This window comes from Pseudomonas sp. Tof1, from assembly GCF_055390395.1.
Map to the genome: position 1 here is coordinate 4,264,769 of NZ_AP024344.1, position 15,631 is coordinate 4,280,399.

12 protein-coding genes and 1 pseudogene are annotated in these 15,631 nt (G+C 65.7%); 3 read left to right on the plus strand and 10 right to left on the minus strand.

Going from position 1 to position 15,631, the window contains the following annotated elements; all coding sequences use genetic code 11:
- Positions 1 to 5 precede the first annotated feature (5 nt).
- From ACZ5KU_RS19175 to ACZ5KU_RS19215, 9 genes and pseudogenes are all read right to left on the minus strand, one after another.
- On the minus strand, positions 6 to 779 hold the full coding sequence (locus tag ACZ5KU_RS19175; protein ID WP_054063651.1) for an SDR family NAD(P)-dependent oxidoreductase: 774 nt from the start codon (positions 777 to 779) through the stop codon (positions 6 to 8).
- Positions 776 to 1,965 (minus strand): annotated as a pseudogene (locus ACZ5KU_RS19180) (MFS transporter). Before ACZ5KU_RS19180 ends, ACZ5KU_RS19175 begins: the two are co-directional and overlap by 4 nt.
- Positions 1,955 to 4,453 carry an efflux RND transporter permease subunit gene (locus ACZ5KU_RS19185; protein WP_464736032.1) on the minus strand — a complete coding sequence of 833 codons (2,499 nt, stop codon included), beginning with the start codon at positions 4,451 to 4,453 and terminating at the stop codon, positions 1,955 to 1,957. The pseudogene ACZ5KU_RS19180 and the gene ACZ5KU_RS19185 overlap by 11 nt, the downstream one beginning before the upstream one ends.
- Before the next feature lie 3 nt (positions 4,454 to 4,456).
- Complete coding sequence (locus tag ACZ5KU_RS19190) at positions 4,457 to 5,518, minus strand: WD40/YVTN/BNR-like repeat-containing protein (RefSeq protein WP_464736033.1); 1,062 nt, start codon at positions 5,516 to 5,518, stop codon at positions 4,457 to 4,459.
- 55 nt (positions 5,519 to 5,573) lie between these two features.
- A complete protein-coding gene (locus tag ACZ5KU_RS19195) occupies positions 5,574 to 6,941 on the minus strand; it encodes a DUF1329 domain-containing protein (protein WP_054061250.1) in 1,368 nt (455 codons plus the stop codon).
- A 14-nt stretch (positions 6,942 to 6,955) separates the two neighbouring features.
- Positions 6,956 to 8,626 (minus strand): DUF1302 domain-containing protein, encoded by a 1,671-nt coding sequence (locus ACZ5KU_RS19200; RefSeq protein WP_054061249.1) that lies wholly within the window; start codon positions 8,624 to 8,626, stop codon positions 6,956 to 6,958.
- Between the two features lie 87 nt (positions 8,627 to 8,713).
- A complete protein-coding gene (locus ACZ5KU_RS19205; RefSeq protein ID WP_054063647.1) occupies positions 8,714 to 9,838 on the minus strand; it encodes an FAD-dependent oxidoreductase in 1,125 nt (374 codons plus the stop codon).
- A gap of 139 nt (positions 9,839 to 9,977) precedes the next feature.
- Complete coding sequence (locus ACZ5KU_RS19210; RefSeq protein WP_464736034.1) at positions 9,978 to 10,325, minus strand: Rieske (2Fe-2S) protein; 348 nt, start codon at positions 10,323 to 10,325, stop codon at positions 9,978 to 9,980.
- Positions 10,326 to 10,328: 3 nt separating this feature from the next.
- A complete protein-coding gene (locus tag ACZ5KU_RS19215; protein ID WP_464736035.1) occupies positions 10,329 to 11,270 on the minus strand; it encodes a VOC family protein in 942 nt (313 codons plus the stop codon).
- A 277-nt stretch (positions 11,271 to 11,547) separates the two neighbouring features.
- On the opposite strand from ACZ5KU_RS19215, the gene ACZ5KU_RS19220 reads away from it, so the two are divergent.
- The gene (locus ACZ5KU_RS19220; protein ID WP_464736036.1) at positions 11,548 to 12,486 is read left to right on the plus strand and encodes a LysR family transcriptional regulator; all 939 of its coding nucleotides are present in this window, start codon (positions 11,548 to 11,550) and stop codon (positions 12,484 to 12,486) included.
- A gap of 183 nt (positions 12,487 to 12,669) precedes the next feature.
- A complete protein-coding gene (locus ACZ5KU_RS19225; protein ID WP_416769442.1) occupies positions 12,670 to 13,827 on the plus strand; it encodes an alpha/beta hydrolase family protein in 1,158 nt (385 codons plus the stop codon).
- Here the strand turns inward: ACZ5KU_RS19225 and ACZ5KU_RS19230 are convergent.
- Positions 13,815 to 14,027, minus strand: coding sequence for a nuclear transport factor 2 family protein (locus ACZ5KU_RS19230; RefSeq protein WP_416769443.1), 213 nt, complete (start codon positions 14,025 to 14,027; stop codon positions 13,815 to 13,817). The genes ACZ5KU_RS19225 and ACZ5KU_RS19230 overlap by 13 nt on opposite strands.
- A 259-nt stretch (positions 14,028 to 14,286) precedes the next feature.
- Between ACZ5KU_RS19230 and ACZ5KU_RS19235 the strand changes: the two genes are divergently transcribed.
- Complete coding sequence (locus ACZ5KU_RS19235) at positions 14,287 to 15,630, plus strand: metal-dependent hydrolase family protein (RefSeq protein ID WP_416769445.1); 1,344 nt, start codon at positions 14,287 to 14,289, stop codon at positions 15,628 to 15,630.
- The last annotated feature ends 1 nt before the right edge of the window (position 15,631 follow it).

Genomic DNA, 15,631 nt, shown 5'->3' on the forward strand with positions numbered 1-15,631 from the left:
TCCTTTCAATTGCCGTCGCCGATGGTCGTGCCACCGTCGACAATAAGATTCTGTCCGCTGATGAAGGCGCCTCCCGGCGCCGCCAACAGCAATGCCAGGGCCGCCACCTCTTCAGGGCGGCCGCCCCGGCGCAGCGGGGTCAGGGCCAGGCGTCGTTGCAGGACATCCGGGTTGTCGGTGAGTGGTCGGGCGAATTCGGTGTGAATGACGCCCGGGCTGATGGCGTTGACCCGAATGTTCGAGGGCCCCCATTCCACCGCCAGGTTGCGCGCCAGTTGCGCAAGGCCTGCCTTGGAGAGTCCGTAGAGACCCAAGCCTTTGTTGCCGCGCACACCGGCAATGCTGGCCATCAGTACCACGCTGCCGCCGCCCCCTTCGGCCATGGCCGGTAGCAACGCACTGGTCAGCCAGACAGCACTGCGCAGGTTGACGGTGAAGGTGAGCTCCCACTCGGCAGCGCTGGCGGTCGCCAGCGGCCCCATGTGGGGGGCGACACCGGCGTTGCACACCAGGGCATCGAGGCGCCCGAAATGGTCCAGGCAACGATGTGCCAGTACTTTCACCTGCTCGGCGTCACGCAGGTCGGCCACCAGGGTGATGGCCTCGATTCCCTCCTGCTTCAACTGCACCCGAGCCTGCGCACAGTCCTGGGCGCTTTCGCTGCTGATGGCAATACGTGCGCCGGCCCGACCGTACTCGCGGGCGATCGCCAAGCCGATACCACGGGTGGCGCCGGTAATGAGTGCGGTCTTGCCCGCCAGGGAGAACAGCTCGCTCATTGGACACCTGCCATCGCCGCCGGCCGATGACGACGCAGCCACCACAGGCACAACGGTGCCAGGATCAGTTGGCCGATTGCGATCAACCACAGCACGTTCGGCAGTTGCGCCGTCACACCGTCGGTCAGGGCCAGCACCAGCAGTGGGCTGGCAAACTCACCGGCGAAAATCGAAGCCGTGAAGCCGCCCGTGGCACGACCACGCTGATCGAAGCCAACTTGTTGCATCACCTGCGTAATCAGCGTCGGCAGTAGCAGGCCGACACCCAGGCCATTGATCAGCACCGCCAGTACCACGGGGGCATGGCTGCTCGAGAAGGCCATCAGCGCGCCGCCCAAGCCCGCCGTAGCGAACCCCAGGGCCAGCAGCTTCGCCGCCGGCAGGCGACCCAACCGGCGAAAAGCCAGTGCACCGACCAGCACGCCCAGTTGATTGGCGCCCATGGTCAAGCCAACTTGTTGCGGTGCGTCGACGTGCAGGAGTTGCAGCAGGTAACCCACCTGCACCGGCACGATGAACAGGCTGACACCGGCCAGGCCCGTGAGCAGGTACAACGGCGCCAAGGCCGCCCACGCAAAGCGTGTCACGCAGGTCGAGTCAGGTTGGATACGATGGGCCCGAGGCTCCCAGAGCAGCGCGGCCATCAACGGCAGGCACAACAGGCCCACGGCGTAGAGCGTGAACGGCGTACGCCAGCCACTTTCACCCAGCGCCCCCCTACCCCCATGAACACCGCAGCCGACAGCGAGGTCACCACCATCTGCAAGGCGAACAGCCGCTCCCGGCGCTGCCCCTCGAAGTAATCGCCCATCAGCGTGGTGCAGCAGGTCATGATGCCGGCCTCGGCCAAGCCAATACCGGCACGGCTGGCCACGATCAGGCCCAGTGAGTCCAGCCACAGCGGCACTATTCCGCAGAGGCTGTACAGCAACATGCTGGCCAACAGCAGCGGGCGGCGGCCAATACGGTCCGCCAGCACGCCAGCCAGCGGCGCCAGCAAGGCGATCACCAGGGCTGGCAGCGTGAGGGCCACCGGTACCAGCACAGCAGCACCGGGCGTCTCGGCGAAATGCGCCTGCATGCGTGGCAGCACCGGTGCAATCAGCACCGCGCCCAGCACGGGCAGGCAACTGCCGAACAGCAACAACAAGGCTTGCGCGTTACCCGCAGTGCGTTCAGCGCCCATGACTCACCTCCTCAAGCGTGCGCAGGCGGGTGCAGTGACGAACCGGGTCGACGCGCTGCTCGTGCAGCCGGGCCCTCTGCTCCTGAACCGGCAACACCGGCTCCACCTGCGTCCGGGGTTGCTGACGCGGCAACAGGAAGTAGGCCAGTGCCGGCAGCAGGATCAACGCCCCCACCATGTTCCAGATGAACATGAAGGCCAGCAGCACGCCCATGTCGGCCTGGAACTTGATCGGCGAGAAGATCCAGGTTCCCACGCCAATGGCCAGGGTGACGCCGGTGAGCATCACCACCTTGCCGGTGAACAGCAGAGCCCGGTAATAAGCCTCGGACAGGCTCGCGCCCTGGCGCAACTGGGCCAGCACGATGCTCATCACGTAGAGTGCATAATCCACGCCGATACCCACGCCCAGGGCGATTACCGGCAGCGTCGCCACCTTCACGCCCATGCCCAGCGCCACCATCAGCGCCTCGCAAAGAATCGAGGTCAGCACCAGCGGCAGTACCGCGCAGAGCACCGCCCGCCAAGAGCGGAAGGTCACCAGGCAAAGCAGGATCACCGCGCCATAGACCCACCAGAGCATGTCGCGGTTGGCCTGCTTCACCACCTGGTTGGTCGCCGCCTCGATGCCGGCGCTGCCAGCCGCCATCAGAAAGGTCGCCTGCTCGCTGTCGTTGGCCTTGGCAAAGGCCTGCACGCTGTCGACGACCCGCGCCAGGGTGTCGGCCTTGTGGTCGGTCAGGTAGGCGTAGAGCGTGAGCAGGCTGCAATCATCGTTGTACAGCCCACGCGGGGCGTTGGCGGTGACCATGTTCAAGGTCGCCTGGTTGTTCACCAACTCGTACCACTTCGGGTTGCCTTCGGACAGGCCGACCAGCACCCGGCGATTGAGCAGCGCCAGCGAGTTGGTCGAGTCCACCCCCGGCAGGCCACGCAACTGCCAGTCCAGGTCATCCACCCGTTTCAGGGTGTCGTAGGCCGAGCAGCCGCCAGGGGCCGTGCGCACCATCACGGCGAAGACGTCGCTGCTGGCGCCGTAATGCCGGGCCATGAAGGCGTTGTCCCGGTTGTAACGCGAATCCGCCCGCAGTTCGGGGGCACCGGCGTCGAGATCCCCCACCTTCAGGTGCAAGCTCACGGCGTATCCGCCGGCGGCCATCAGCGCGGCCAGGGCGATGCAGGCTGCAGCCCAGCGGCGACGGGTGAACAGGTCCAGAAAGCGCCACAGCGCCTGCCTGCCTGCCCCGCTCGCCTCGGCCTCTTCGGCCCGCAGGCTGCGACGTGCCGCGCGGGCACTGACGCCCACGTAGGACAGCAGCACCGGCAACAGGATCAGGTTGGTGAAGATCAGCACCGCCACCCCCAGGCTCGCGATAACCGCCAGGTCCTGGATCACCTGAATCCGGATGATCATCAGCACGGCAAACCCCACCGCATCGCACAACAACGCGGTGAGCCCGGCCAGGAACAGCCGGCGGAAGGTGAAGCGCGCCGCCACCAGGCGATGCATGCCGCGGCCGATGTCCTGCATGATGCCGTTCATCTTCTGCGCGCCGTGGCTCATGCCGATGGCAAACACCAGGAACGGCACCAGCACCGAGTACGGATCGAGTTCGTAGCCCAGCAGTGGCAGCAGGCCGAGCTGCCAGATCACCGCCACCAGCGAGCAGATCACCACCAGCGCGGTGCTGCGCACGCAGCGGGTGTACCAGTAGAGCACCGCGGCAGTGATCGCGATGGCGGCGGCAAAGAACAGCAGGATCTGCTTCAGGCCGTCGATGAGGTCGCCCACCACCTTGGCGAAGCCGGTGATGTGAATCTCCACGCCCTGTCCTTCAAAGCGCTCACGCAGCGCCTCGAGCTCATGGGCGAAAGCGGTGTAGTCCAGCGCCTGGCCGTCCGGCGTTTTGTCCAGCAGCGGCACGTAGAGGATGCTCGAACGCTGATCAAAGGCCACCAGTTGGCCGATCTCGTTGGAGCGTTCCACGTTACGCTTGAGTGCCTGCAGGCTCGCTTCACCGCCATCATAGCCGTCGGGGATCACCGGGCCACCTTCCAGGCCCTCCTCGGTCACGCCGGTCCAGCGGGTGGACGGTGTCCACAGCGACTTCATCGCCGCGCGGTCCACGCCCGGTAGCAGGTACACCGCGTCGTTGAGCTGCTGCAGGCTGCGCAGGTAGTCCTTGTCATAGAGCGTGCCGCGCGGGTTGGCCACGGCAATGCGCACCGCGTTACCCAGGCCGGCCAGTTCCTGGCGATGCTCCAGGTAGTTGTGAATGAACGGGTGGTCACCCGGAATCATCTTCTCGAAACTGGCGTTGAGGGTCAGGCGCGAAGCCTGCCAGCCCAGTAGCAGAGTCGCGGCCAGGCACAGCAGCAGAACCAGCGCACGATGGTTGAACAAGGCACGTTCCAGCAGCGAACCGGAGGTGCTGTCGAAGTCATCGAGACGGCCGCTGGACGGCGCAGGAGAGTTCGTGGCGTGCATGGCTCAGTCCGTCGTGGTGGAGTGGGAGGAAGGCGTCAGGCGGCGGGCACCGGCCATGCCAACGGCGACAACGGCCCCATCGGCGGCCAGGGTCGCGGCGCTCAGCGGCAGCCCCTCGGACACCGGCAAGGGCTGCGCGGTGAAGTGATCGAGATCACTGCGCAGTAATATTCCCGCCTGGCTGGCGAGCAGCAGTTGGTCGCCGGCCACGCGAATGCCGTTGAGCGAAGCGGGAACGGGATTGGCCAGGGCATGGAAGCTGGCGCCCGCGTCATCGGAGGCAAACAGCGAACCGCGCAGCCCACCGACCAGCAGCCGACCGTCGGGCAGCACGCTGGCTGCGAAGTAGCTGCCGTCGTAAGGCCCCTCAAGGGCCTCGAAATGGGCACCACCGTCACGCGAACGCAGCAGCAGGCCCTGCTCGCCGGCGATGTACAGGTCGGCGCCCTGGCGCGCCAGGGCATAGAGATGCAGCCCGCGCGGATTCGGTAACCGGTCCATGCTCGACTGCCAGCTGTGCCCGCCGTCGGCGGTACTCAGGGCCAGTCCATAGGCGCCCACGACCAGGCCGTGCCGTGCGTCGGCAAAACTCAGGGCCAGCAACGGCTTGTCGGCACCGTCGGCCAGCAGCCGTTGTGCGGCGCCGACGCGGTTGGCGTCGCCGGAAGCCTCGGCGGCCTGCAGCTCCAGGGCGGCGGCGCGCTGCCCATCAAGCTGCAAGGCCCAGTGCTCACCGCCATCTTGCGTGTACAGCACTACCCCGGCGTGACCGACCGCCCAGCCGTGGTGTTCATCCACGAACTGCACGGCGGTCAGGCTGACGCTCACCGGTACCTGCGTGGCCTGGCGCCAGGTCGTGCCGTTGTCATCGCAGAGCAGCACCACACCGCGCTCGCCCACCGCCACCAGGCGCTGGCCGGCCCGGGCCACATCCAGCAGCACCGCGCGCAGTGCCTGGGGACCTTGCAGCGCGGGCTGCGCCAGGATATTCACACTGTTCCCGGCAAAAGCCGGGGGCAGCCCGCAACAGGCCGCGAGCAGCCAGCCGTAGAGGATCTTCTTCATCGCACGCAACCTTTATTCTTGTAGTCGGTACAGCCGCAGCAGGAGGTGCCCCCCCTCAGCGCACACCCTCGCCCGCCATGGCGTCGGCGGTGAACACCGAGTCCTTGTAGGGCGGCACGATGCGGTACTGCTCGTTCTTGCCGGCGAACAGGTCGCCCGCAAACCAGGCACCCGAGAGCAGGTCGTAGAAGCCGTTGGTGAGGGTCACGACGCCGGGCAGGTCAGGCAGCACCACGGGCGAAGTCCAGACCACCTTGGCCAACTGGTTGCGCGCGTCGTAACGCTCACCCAGTACGGCAGCCCAGGTGTCCTCGTCGAGGTAGTAGGTGCTCCTGGGCATCACATGGCGCTGTCCACTCTTCAACGTCGCCTCCACCACCCAGACGCGATGCAGCTCCCAGCGAATGACTTGGGGACTCAGGTGATGCGGGTCGAGCAGTGCTTCGGCGTTGGCCGCCGTGAAGACCTTGTTGGCGTTGTAGGGGATGTACATTTCCTTCTTGCCTACCAGCTTCCAGTCGAAGCGGTCGAGACGGCCGTTGAACACGTACAGCTCGTCGAAACTCATGACCCCGGCGGTGGCAGGTGTGGGGGTGTCGCAGCAGGCATTGGGCAGGCGGCGCACCCGGCGCTGGCCCGGCAGATAGGTCCACACCGCGGCCTTGTCGGCGTTGAGGTTTTCAAGGCCGGTGATGGCTTCGCCAGCCCGCAGCGGCGGGCCGTCGTTGGTCATGCGGATGGACCAGAACACGCCCTTCTCGCCACTGCCGCCAGGCAGGTACCAGGGCATCTGCAAATCGGAGCGCGAGTCGTTGGTCAGCACGTGCTTGCCGTCGGCGGTGGTCAGGTACTGATTGAAGCTGGCGTGCCAGGAGGCACCCCGCCAGCGCAGCAGGTGGTTCCACATGGCTTCCACGCCATTGGCCGGAATCGGGAACGGAATACCCCCGGACGCGCCTTCCGGCATCGGGCCTGCCGGGCCATCGACCAGCTTGCCTTGGGTCGCGTTGGCAAAGGTGGCGTCGTACACCGATTGCGGCGCGGCGGCGCTGCGATGGGTGGGGTAGACCTGCAACCGGTAGCTGTCCGGGTACTTCTTCAGCATCGCCTGGATGCCCGGGGTCAGCTTGTCGGCGTACTGCGCCATGTTCTGCGCGGTGATGGTCAGTTGTGGCTGCTCGCTGGCGAACGGATCGCCACGCTTGCCGCCGTCCTTGTAGGCCGGGTCGACCTGGGTGTAGCCACCGGTCCAGGCCGGAATACTGCCGTCGGCATTACCGGCCCGCTCGCCACCGAGCGGTGTCAGGGTGGTCCTGAGCTTGCCCGCCTCTTCGGCAGAGACGGCGGCCAGGGCGCCGTGGGCAAACAGCAGGGAAGCACTCAGGGCAGTGAGCAGGCAAACGACTTTCTTGTTGTGTTTCATCGGGTAATCCTCGGTCAGAAGGTACGGCTGACGGTGAAGGCGATGAAGTCGCGGTCTTTGAGCGACTGTTCGAAGGTGTAGTGGCTGTTGGCGTCGAGGAAGGTGTTCTGCGGGCCGTAGTAATGCGTGTAGGTCAGGCCCAGGTTCCAGGTGTTGAGGTAGTTGCCCTTCAGGCCAATGTTCAGGTCCCCACCGTGGTCGCTGCCAAAGCCGGTTCCCAACGCCATGGAGGCGCCATGGGTGTAGCTGGCACCGACCGGCACGGACAGGTCGAGGCCGGGCAGGATCTGCCGGTACATCGGCTCGAAAACCAGGCGCAGGCTGGTGGCGTCGCGGTCGGCGTTGGGGTCGACAGCATCGGCGTTCTGGCTGATGCTCATCACCCGGTTCCAGGCGATCTCACCGAGGAAGCTCGATTCGGGAGCGATGAAGTTCGGCTCCAGGCTCGCCAGCCAGGAGAAGTTGGCGTGCAGCGTGCGGCCTGTGGCGTAGAGCGGGTCGTCGCTGTTGTTGATCGCCTCACCGACGAGCAAGGCATGCTGGTTGGTCGAGGCCAACGGCTGGTTCCAGCGGGTGGACAGCTCACCGGCGATGTTGAAGTTGCTCAGGGTCGTGGAGAAGCTCGCCCCCAAGGCCTCGATGCCTTCGGGGTAGACCCAGTAGAATTCGCCGGCCTTGCCGGTGACCGGGTTCAGATTGGCGAAATCGGGGCGCACGTTGAGCTGCGGCGACTTGTCGTGGAAACGGATGGCATAGACACCCCAGTCCACGGTTTCGGTGCGCCAGCGCAGTTGCACCCCGCCCTGCCCCGAGTCCTTGGCCTTCTTGTCCTGGCCACGGTAGAACGCCAGCGGCTGACCGCCCGGCATGACCGCGCTGCCCACGTACATGCGCTCGCCGCCGTCGCCGAAGAAATCATCGTTGGAGAAATAGCTGCCGGCCGCCGGCAGGCGGTTGGCCTCCCACTCGAACTGGTAGTAGGCGCCCAGGGAAACGTCGGGGGTCAGTTGCAGTTGACCGGACATCTGCCTGACCGGCCGGATCAGTTCCTTGAACTGGGTATTGGGCACCGACAGGCCCTTGACCACATCCACCGGCGCCATGCCGCCGGCAATGCCGTTCATGCCGTAGAACAGGCTCTCGCCCCATTGCATGGCGTATTGGCCCAGCCTTCCGGACACGGGTCTGTCGCCAATCTCGGTCTTGCCGAAGATAAAGGCGTCGAGCAGCTCGCCCTTGCGCCCGTGCAGGGTACGGGTGTCGTCGGTGAACGTGTCGTGGCCGACCGAATAACTGTTGGCCCGGCTGGGGTCACTGTTGTCGGTGCCCTGGTTGTAGACATCGTCATACCAGGCCGCACCGCTGACCCGCGCACCGACGTTGCCATAGGTGATATCGAACTCCGACAGCAAATCCAGGCGGTTGGAGATCAGGCCCTTGTCAAAGTTGCGATCGCCATCGTCCAGGTTCAGGGCGGTCTGCCCTTCGGTGAGCTGGCTGCTGGCGTGCTGGGTGCGCCAGGCGGCGCTGTACTTGAGGGTATTGTCCCAGCGCACCCGCAGGTCGGGGTTGCCGGTGTCGATTTCAAAAGCCTGGGCCTGGCCTGCAGCCAGTGCAAGCAGCGCCAGGGTCATGGGTTTGAGCGGCGGCAGCGGCCGCACGGTTGCACCTTTGCGAGTCAACATCGGGGCTTCCTCTTTCTTGTTCTTGTACGTCGGTGTTGGCGTAAGGTCCGGCGCGCCAGCAAGGCAGGGAACACCGGCTACGGGCATTCAGATGGGTCGTGCGGTGACCTCCAGCATCTGCTTGACCAGGCCGATGCGGTCGAAGGACGGGTCACGCTGGACCTCCTTCTCGCCCGCGAGCAGGGACATGTCGCTGATGAACTTGCAACGCTCGAAACGGCGTGCCATGAAACGCTGCAACTGCTCGTCCAGGCCGCCACCGGCCGTGATTTCCTCGGCCAGCACCACGGCATCCTCGATGGCCATGCCGGCGCCCTGTCCCAAGTGCGGCGTGGTGGCATGGGCGGCATCGCCAATCAGCAGGACACGCCCGCGATACCAGGGCTCGTCGACGAACACGGCTTCCAGCGGTTTGTAGACGACCTCGGCACTGTCGCGGACCTGCTCGCGCAACTCGCCAATCAGCCCACCGAAACCGGCCAGGCGCTGGCGCAGGCCATCGGCCAGGCTGGCGGGCTCCATCCAGGGGTTGCCCGGTTCGTGGGAGGTGGTGAACAGGTACATCAGGTCGTCGGCCAGGGGCACCAGGCCGGCGTTGCCCGCAGGCCCCTGATAGTTGGCCAGATGGTCGATGCCGGCGGCCCGGGGAAAGTTGTAGCGCCATACCGACTGCCCGGTGAAATGCGGCCGGTAGCGGTCGCCGAACAGCAGCCCACGTACCTTCGAGAACAGCCCGTCGGCACCGACCATCAGCGCATAGCGGCCCTGGCTGCCGTCGCTGAACAGCACGTCCACGCCACTGGCTTCCTGCTCGAAGCTCTCCACCGAGGTGCCCAGGCGCACCCGGGTGCCGAGTTCGATGGCGGTTTCGCTCAACACCTTGTGCAGAGCACGGCGGGAGATGCCGACGTTGGCCGGGTACTGCGGGCCGGCCAGGCGCTGTCCGGGAATACGCGCCAACTGCTGGCCCTGGGTGGTGTAAATGGCCACGTCCTCGAAGGCGTAGGCCGCATCAAGGTAGGCGTCGAGCAGGCCCAGGCGGTGCATTTCGCGCACGACGTTGCTCTGCTGGATGATGCCGACGCCGTAGACGGTCCACTCGGTTTTCAGTTCGACCAGGTCGACCGCAATGCCCTTGCGGCGCAGGGCAATGGCAGCGCACAGCCCGCCAATTCCGCCGCCCACGATCAGCACGTTGTTCACAGTATTCATGGCATGTCTCACGTCTTGTTCTTGTTGTCCGCCCCGTCATGCGTGGCGGCCGTTTCCTGTGCCTGGGCACAGCTTCCCGGCAGCGCCGGGTTTTGACCAATCGAGTCCTGGGATGCGACCTATCGCGCGGCGCGATAGGTCAGCGTTCCAACTGAGCCAGCGGCAATAGCAGCCAGCCGTCCACCTCACGGTGCTCCAACGCGTGCAGCACATCGCCGCGGCAAGGGCCGTGGACACAGGTGCCGTCGTCCGGCCGAAAGCGCGCCCCGTGGGCGTAACAGATCACCCACTGGCCATCGGCACTGAGAAAGCGGTCCTTGCGGTACTCCAGGGGCACCAGCAGGTGCGGACAGAGGTTGCGGTAGACCCGCACCTGTCCCTGATGCCGCAGGGCAAACAGGCTGTCGGCGCCCCGGCCCTGCGGGTCGAAGCCACGGGCCTGGCCATCGCCCAGCGCCTCGAGCGGGCACAGTGCTACGCAGCCCACGACCTAGTCCTTCCTGGGCGGCGGGCCACCGGGTGCCCACTTCTCCCGGGAGGTAAACAGGAACAGTTGCGAGTTGTCCGCCGACATCGGCGCCTGGCGCGCGCCCCAGTCGTCGTCATGCTTGTCCATGTCGGCGTCGTACTCGATGTGGCAGCCCAGCGGGCTGTTGAAGTACCAGAACCAGTTGGAGCCCAGCAGGTGCCGGCCCGGGCCCCAGAAGCTGGTCCAGCCCTTTTGCTGAAAACGGGTGCCGGCCAGCAGCACTTCGGTGCCGCTGCCCATGTGGAAGGTGAAATGCTCGCAGCCCTGCATGTGCGGCGGAGTCTGGATCATGAACAGGCAGTGATGGTCGTCCATGCCCGCCGTGCGCATGAAAGGACCGACTCCCACGAAACTGTCGGTGGTGACGAAGCCCAGGCGGTCGCGATAGAACGCTTCACCCTTGGCAGCGTCGGGTACGAAATACACCACGTGGGACAAGGTGCGCGGCTGCGCCGGCATGTCCGGGGTAATGCCCAACTGGTTGAGGGGACGTTGCGGCGCGCTGCCAGGCGCATTGGTGAGGTCGGCCGGCGCGTCGAAGGCCCGGCGGCACGAGACCTGGAAGGCGATGGCAAAGCCCAGGTCATCGACGGTATGCAGCACGCCGTGAGCATCGCGGCGCAGTTCGCGGTCACGCCCCAGTTCATCGGCGATGGCCTCCAGCTCCTGCGCCGAGGCCACGCCATAAACCGTCTCGCGCAATGACGGGGTCGGGCCCAGGGCCTGCGGCAGGCTCGGGTCGTCCCCGCGGCGGATGATGATCGCGGTGCCGTCCAGGGCCTCGAAACGCCCACCGTCGGCCTCCAGATCGGTGGCCGTCAGGCCGTAGTCACGCAGGCAATCGGCACAGGCCTGGATATCGTCGACGCCGAACACCAGCGCGTCGAGTCCAAGAATGTTCATGGCTACCACTCCGTTGAAATTATTATGGGGCGCCAGGCAGGTCGCCCGGTAAGGGGTCTGGCGACGGCAGGTCGCTCGACTGGAGCGCAGGTTGAAGGCTGTCGGGGCTGGCTGACCAATCGCGTGTCAGGATGCGAGGCATCGGCAATTGCGATACCTGTACGCCAGCCCATGGCGTGGGCTGTTGGCTCATTCGGGCAGCGAATGGGTCTTGACGTGCGGGTCAGGGAGCCGGAAGGTATCGCGAAAATAACTACAAGAACCGTGAGCCATCGCCATGCGCTTTCACCACCTGGATCTGAACCTGCTGGTGGCCCTGGATGTCCTGCTCGAGGAGCAGAACATCACCCGAGCTGCCGAACGCCTGCACATGACCCAATCGGCCACCAGCGGTGTGCTGGGGCGTTTGCGGACCTTCTTCGAGGACGAACTGCTGGTGCAGGTCGGCCGCAAGATGCAGCCCACGCCGTATGCGCTGGAGCTGGCCAAACCGGTGCGCGAGGTGCTGTTGACCATCCGCTCCTCGATCACCGCCAAGCCGGTGTTCGAACCGGCCAGCAGCAAGCGGCACTTTCGCCTGGTGACCTCGGACTACCTGATCAGCGTGCTGTTCGCCCAGGTCATCCAGAACATCCACCGCGAGGCGCCGCACATTACCTTCGAAATGGTCAGCCCTGGCGACAACAGTGCCGAATTGCTGATGCGCGGCGAGGTCGACATGATGATCGTGCCCGAGCGCTACCTCATCGAGGGCCACCCGGCGCAACTGCTGTTCGAGGAAGACCATGTCTGCGTCGTCTGGCGGGACAACCCCGAGGTCGGTGACCAACTGACCCTGGAGCAGTACATGGAAATGGGGCATATCTCGGTGGGTTTTGGCCGCAACCGGCACCTGAGCATCGAGGACTGGTTCATGAGCCAGTACGGTTTCAACCGCCGCCTGGAAGTGATCACCAACGATTTCAACACCCTGCCGCAGTTGCTGGTGGGCACTCAACGCATCGCCACCATGCACCGCCGACTGGCCGAACTCTACGCGGGCTACCTGCCGCTGCGCATCCTGCCACCACCGGTGAAAGTCCCGGTGATGCGCGAATTCATGCTGTGGCACCGCAGCATGGACGGCGACTCCATGCACCGCTGGCTACGTGAGCGCATCGGCGACTTCATCCAGCGCGCCGACCAGCACCCGGCGCCCCTTCGCGCCACCGCCTGAGCCCCACTCATCGCCTCGACCGTCGCTACGGCGGCGGGGCATCGCGTTTGGCGATACCTCGCATCCCGACTCACGATTGGCCCCCGCCTGCCCGGCCTGCGTACCTTGATCGTGGAACCGCGCCCTGCGTGCCTGCCGCAGTTCAACGGCGCCGGACTCAACGACCGCAGAAGGACAATAAGAATGTTCCGTTACTTCCCCACCAACTACGTCTGGAATCTCTCGGTGGACCTGGCCATCGAGATGGGTGCCCGCCTGGGTGAGATCGAGGCAATGTGCGCCCCGCTGCAGGAGGCCGCCAAGCAGCCCGACGCCGCCGGCACCCAGGCTTTTCGCGAAACCTGGTCGAAAATGGCCGACAAGCTGTGCGCCCTGGCCGAAGAGGATGAGGCCGCCGGCCGCCGCCTCTCCGCTGGCGAGAAGTACAACCGCGCCGCCACCTACTACCTCACCTGCGAACGCCTTCAAGCCCACGGCGCGCCGGGACGCGCCGAGCTGTACCAGCGCTTCCTGGAGACCTTCGCCCGTGGCATCGACCTGTCCAGGGAAAATTGCGAACGGGTGGAAATCCCTTATGAAGGCCAGTGCCTCTCAGGCCTGTTCGTACGCGCCGAGGGCGTGAGCGGCCCTGCGCCGCTGCTGGTTCAGGTCAATGGCCTGGACTCGACCAAGGAGATGAAATACCGCGTTGGCCTGCCCGCCTGGCTGGCCAGGCGCGGCGTATCGTCGTTGATCATCGACCAGCCCGGTACCGGCGAAGCGCTGCGTCTGCACGGTCTGACGGCCCGTTACGACAGCGAGCACTGGGCCAGCCGCGTGGTGGACTGGCTGGAGACCCGCCCCGAGGTCGATCCCAAGCGTATCGGCCTGGAGGGCGTGTCGCTGGGCGGCTACTACTGCCCGCGCGCCGTGGCCTTCGAGCCGCGCTTTGCCTGTGGCGTGGTCTGGGGCGCCAACCATGACTGGCGCGATGTGCAGAAGCGCCGCCTGGAGAAGGAAGGCAACTTCCCGGTGCCGCACTACTGGGCACACGTGCGCTGGGTCTGGGGGGCGAATGACATGGACGAGTTCATGCGCATCGCCGAACACGTACACCTCGACGGCGTGCTGGACCGTATCCGCGTGCCGTTCCTGGTCACTCACGGCGAGAAGGACTCGCAGATCCCGCTCAAATGGGCACATCGCACCTACGAGCAATTGGTGAACAGCCCGAAACGCGAGCTGAAGATCTTCACCGAGCGCGAAGGTGGCGTGCAGCACTCCAGCTTCGACAACAGCATCAACGCCGGCCACTACATCGCCGACTGGGTGGCCGAGACCCTGGGCGGTCATACCGCCTGACAGGTTGCACGCAAGGGGACCTGCGCAAGGTTCGTGCAGGTCGCCCCGCTGCGCCTTTGTTGATCGGCAACAAGTCCGGTGGTGTGCACGTAGAGCAGCTCATCGTCGAACGGCTCATGCAGCCGGGCATGGTCCTGCTCGACCAGGGCGCGCTGGCGCTCGGTTTCCAGGTTCAGCAACAGATCGTGAATCGCCTTCATGGGATTGTCCTTGATAGTGGATTGGCGGGCGCATCCTCACCCCGCCTTGCCCTGCGGAAAAATCGCCATTGGCCATGCCAGGCATCACCACTCCCGATACCCGCCCTTGACGGGCCTTTGCCACGGGCGCCCCCAACCCATACACGGCTCTGCGCCAGGTATCGATGGCATCGATGGCTGGCCATCGACAGCATCTGATGGTGCTGGGTCGCACCGCCAGCCTAGCCTGCCGGCCAACAACAAGACGAGGAGACCACCCATGGGCACCCTGCACCTGCACTGCTCCACCCTGTTCGACGGCACCGGCCTGCACACCCGCCGGCAACAGACGCTGATCATCGAAGGCGGCGTGATCCGCCATGTCGGGCCAACGTCGGAGGCGCCCCGCCCGCAACCCGGTGACCGCGAAGAACATGGCCACTTCGTCATGCCGGGACTGGTGGATGTGCACACCCACCTGGCATTCGGTAACGCCCAGAGCGAGGAAGACATCGACATCTGGACCAGCGACGAATTTCGCGCCTTGCGCGGGCTGTTCTTCGCCCAGCACGTGCTGGCCGCCGGCGTGACCTCGATGGTCTGCCCCGGCGACAGCGGTCAGCTCAGCATCGCCGTGCGCAACACCGTCAACGCCGGGTTGTTCGAGGGCCCGCGTATCGCCGCCAGCAGCCGGGTGATCACCAACCGGCAGAGCCTCAACGACTGGTTTCCCAGCCGGGTCGGCGCCCCGGAGTATTTCACCGCCGCTCTGGTCACCAGCCGCACCGAAGCCATCGCACAGATCCGCAAGCAGGCCAAGGATGGGGTGGACCTGATCAAGATCGCCATGGACGGTACCCACCGGCGCCCCAACGGTGAAATCATCGCCGCCTTCACCGCCGATGAAACCCGCGAAATGGTCGATGAGGCCCACCGCCTGGGGTGCCGTGTCGCCACCCACGCCTACGGCCGAGAAGCGGTGATGTACGCGGCCAAGGCCGGTGTCGACCTGGTGTTTCACGCTTTCTACATGGACGACGCCTGCATCGAGGCGCTGCTGGAGGCCGGCAGCGTGCTGGCCCCGACCCTGACCTTCCCGCAGAACACCGTGGACTTCTGCCAGCCTCACGACCCCGCCATCACCACCGGCTATGCCGGCTACTGTGCGCGCACGCTGGAGCTGGGTACGCCGGTGCTCAAGCGCGCCAAGGCCGCCGGTATTCCCTTCGCCTGCGGCAGCGACAGCGGCTTTGCCGTCACGCCCTACGGTGAATGGCACGCGCGCGAGCTGGAGCTGCTGGTGCGGCGCCTGGACTTCACCCCGGCCGAAGCGCTGTTTGCCGCCACCCACGTCGGTGCGCGCCTGATGCCCAAGGGCGAGTCCCTCGGTACCCTGGAAGTGGGCAAGCAGGCCGACCTGCTGATCCTGGACGGCTCGCCCCTGGACGACATTCGTATCCTGCAGGATCGCCAGCGCCTGCAGGCCGTCTACAAGGCCGGCGAGCCGGTACGCCTGCAACGCACCGCCTACAACCCCAAGCAGGTGTCGGACTTCAACTCGCTGAAATGGACCGACCTTTACACCCGCGATCGCGTGGCCGAACTCGGTAAATGGAGCCTGTGAA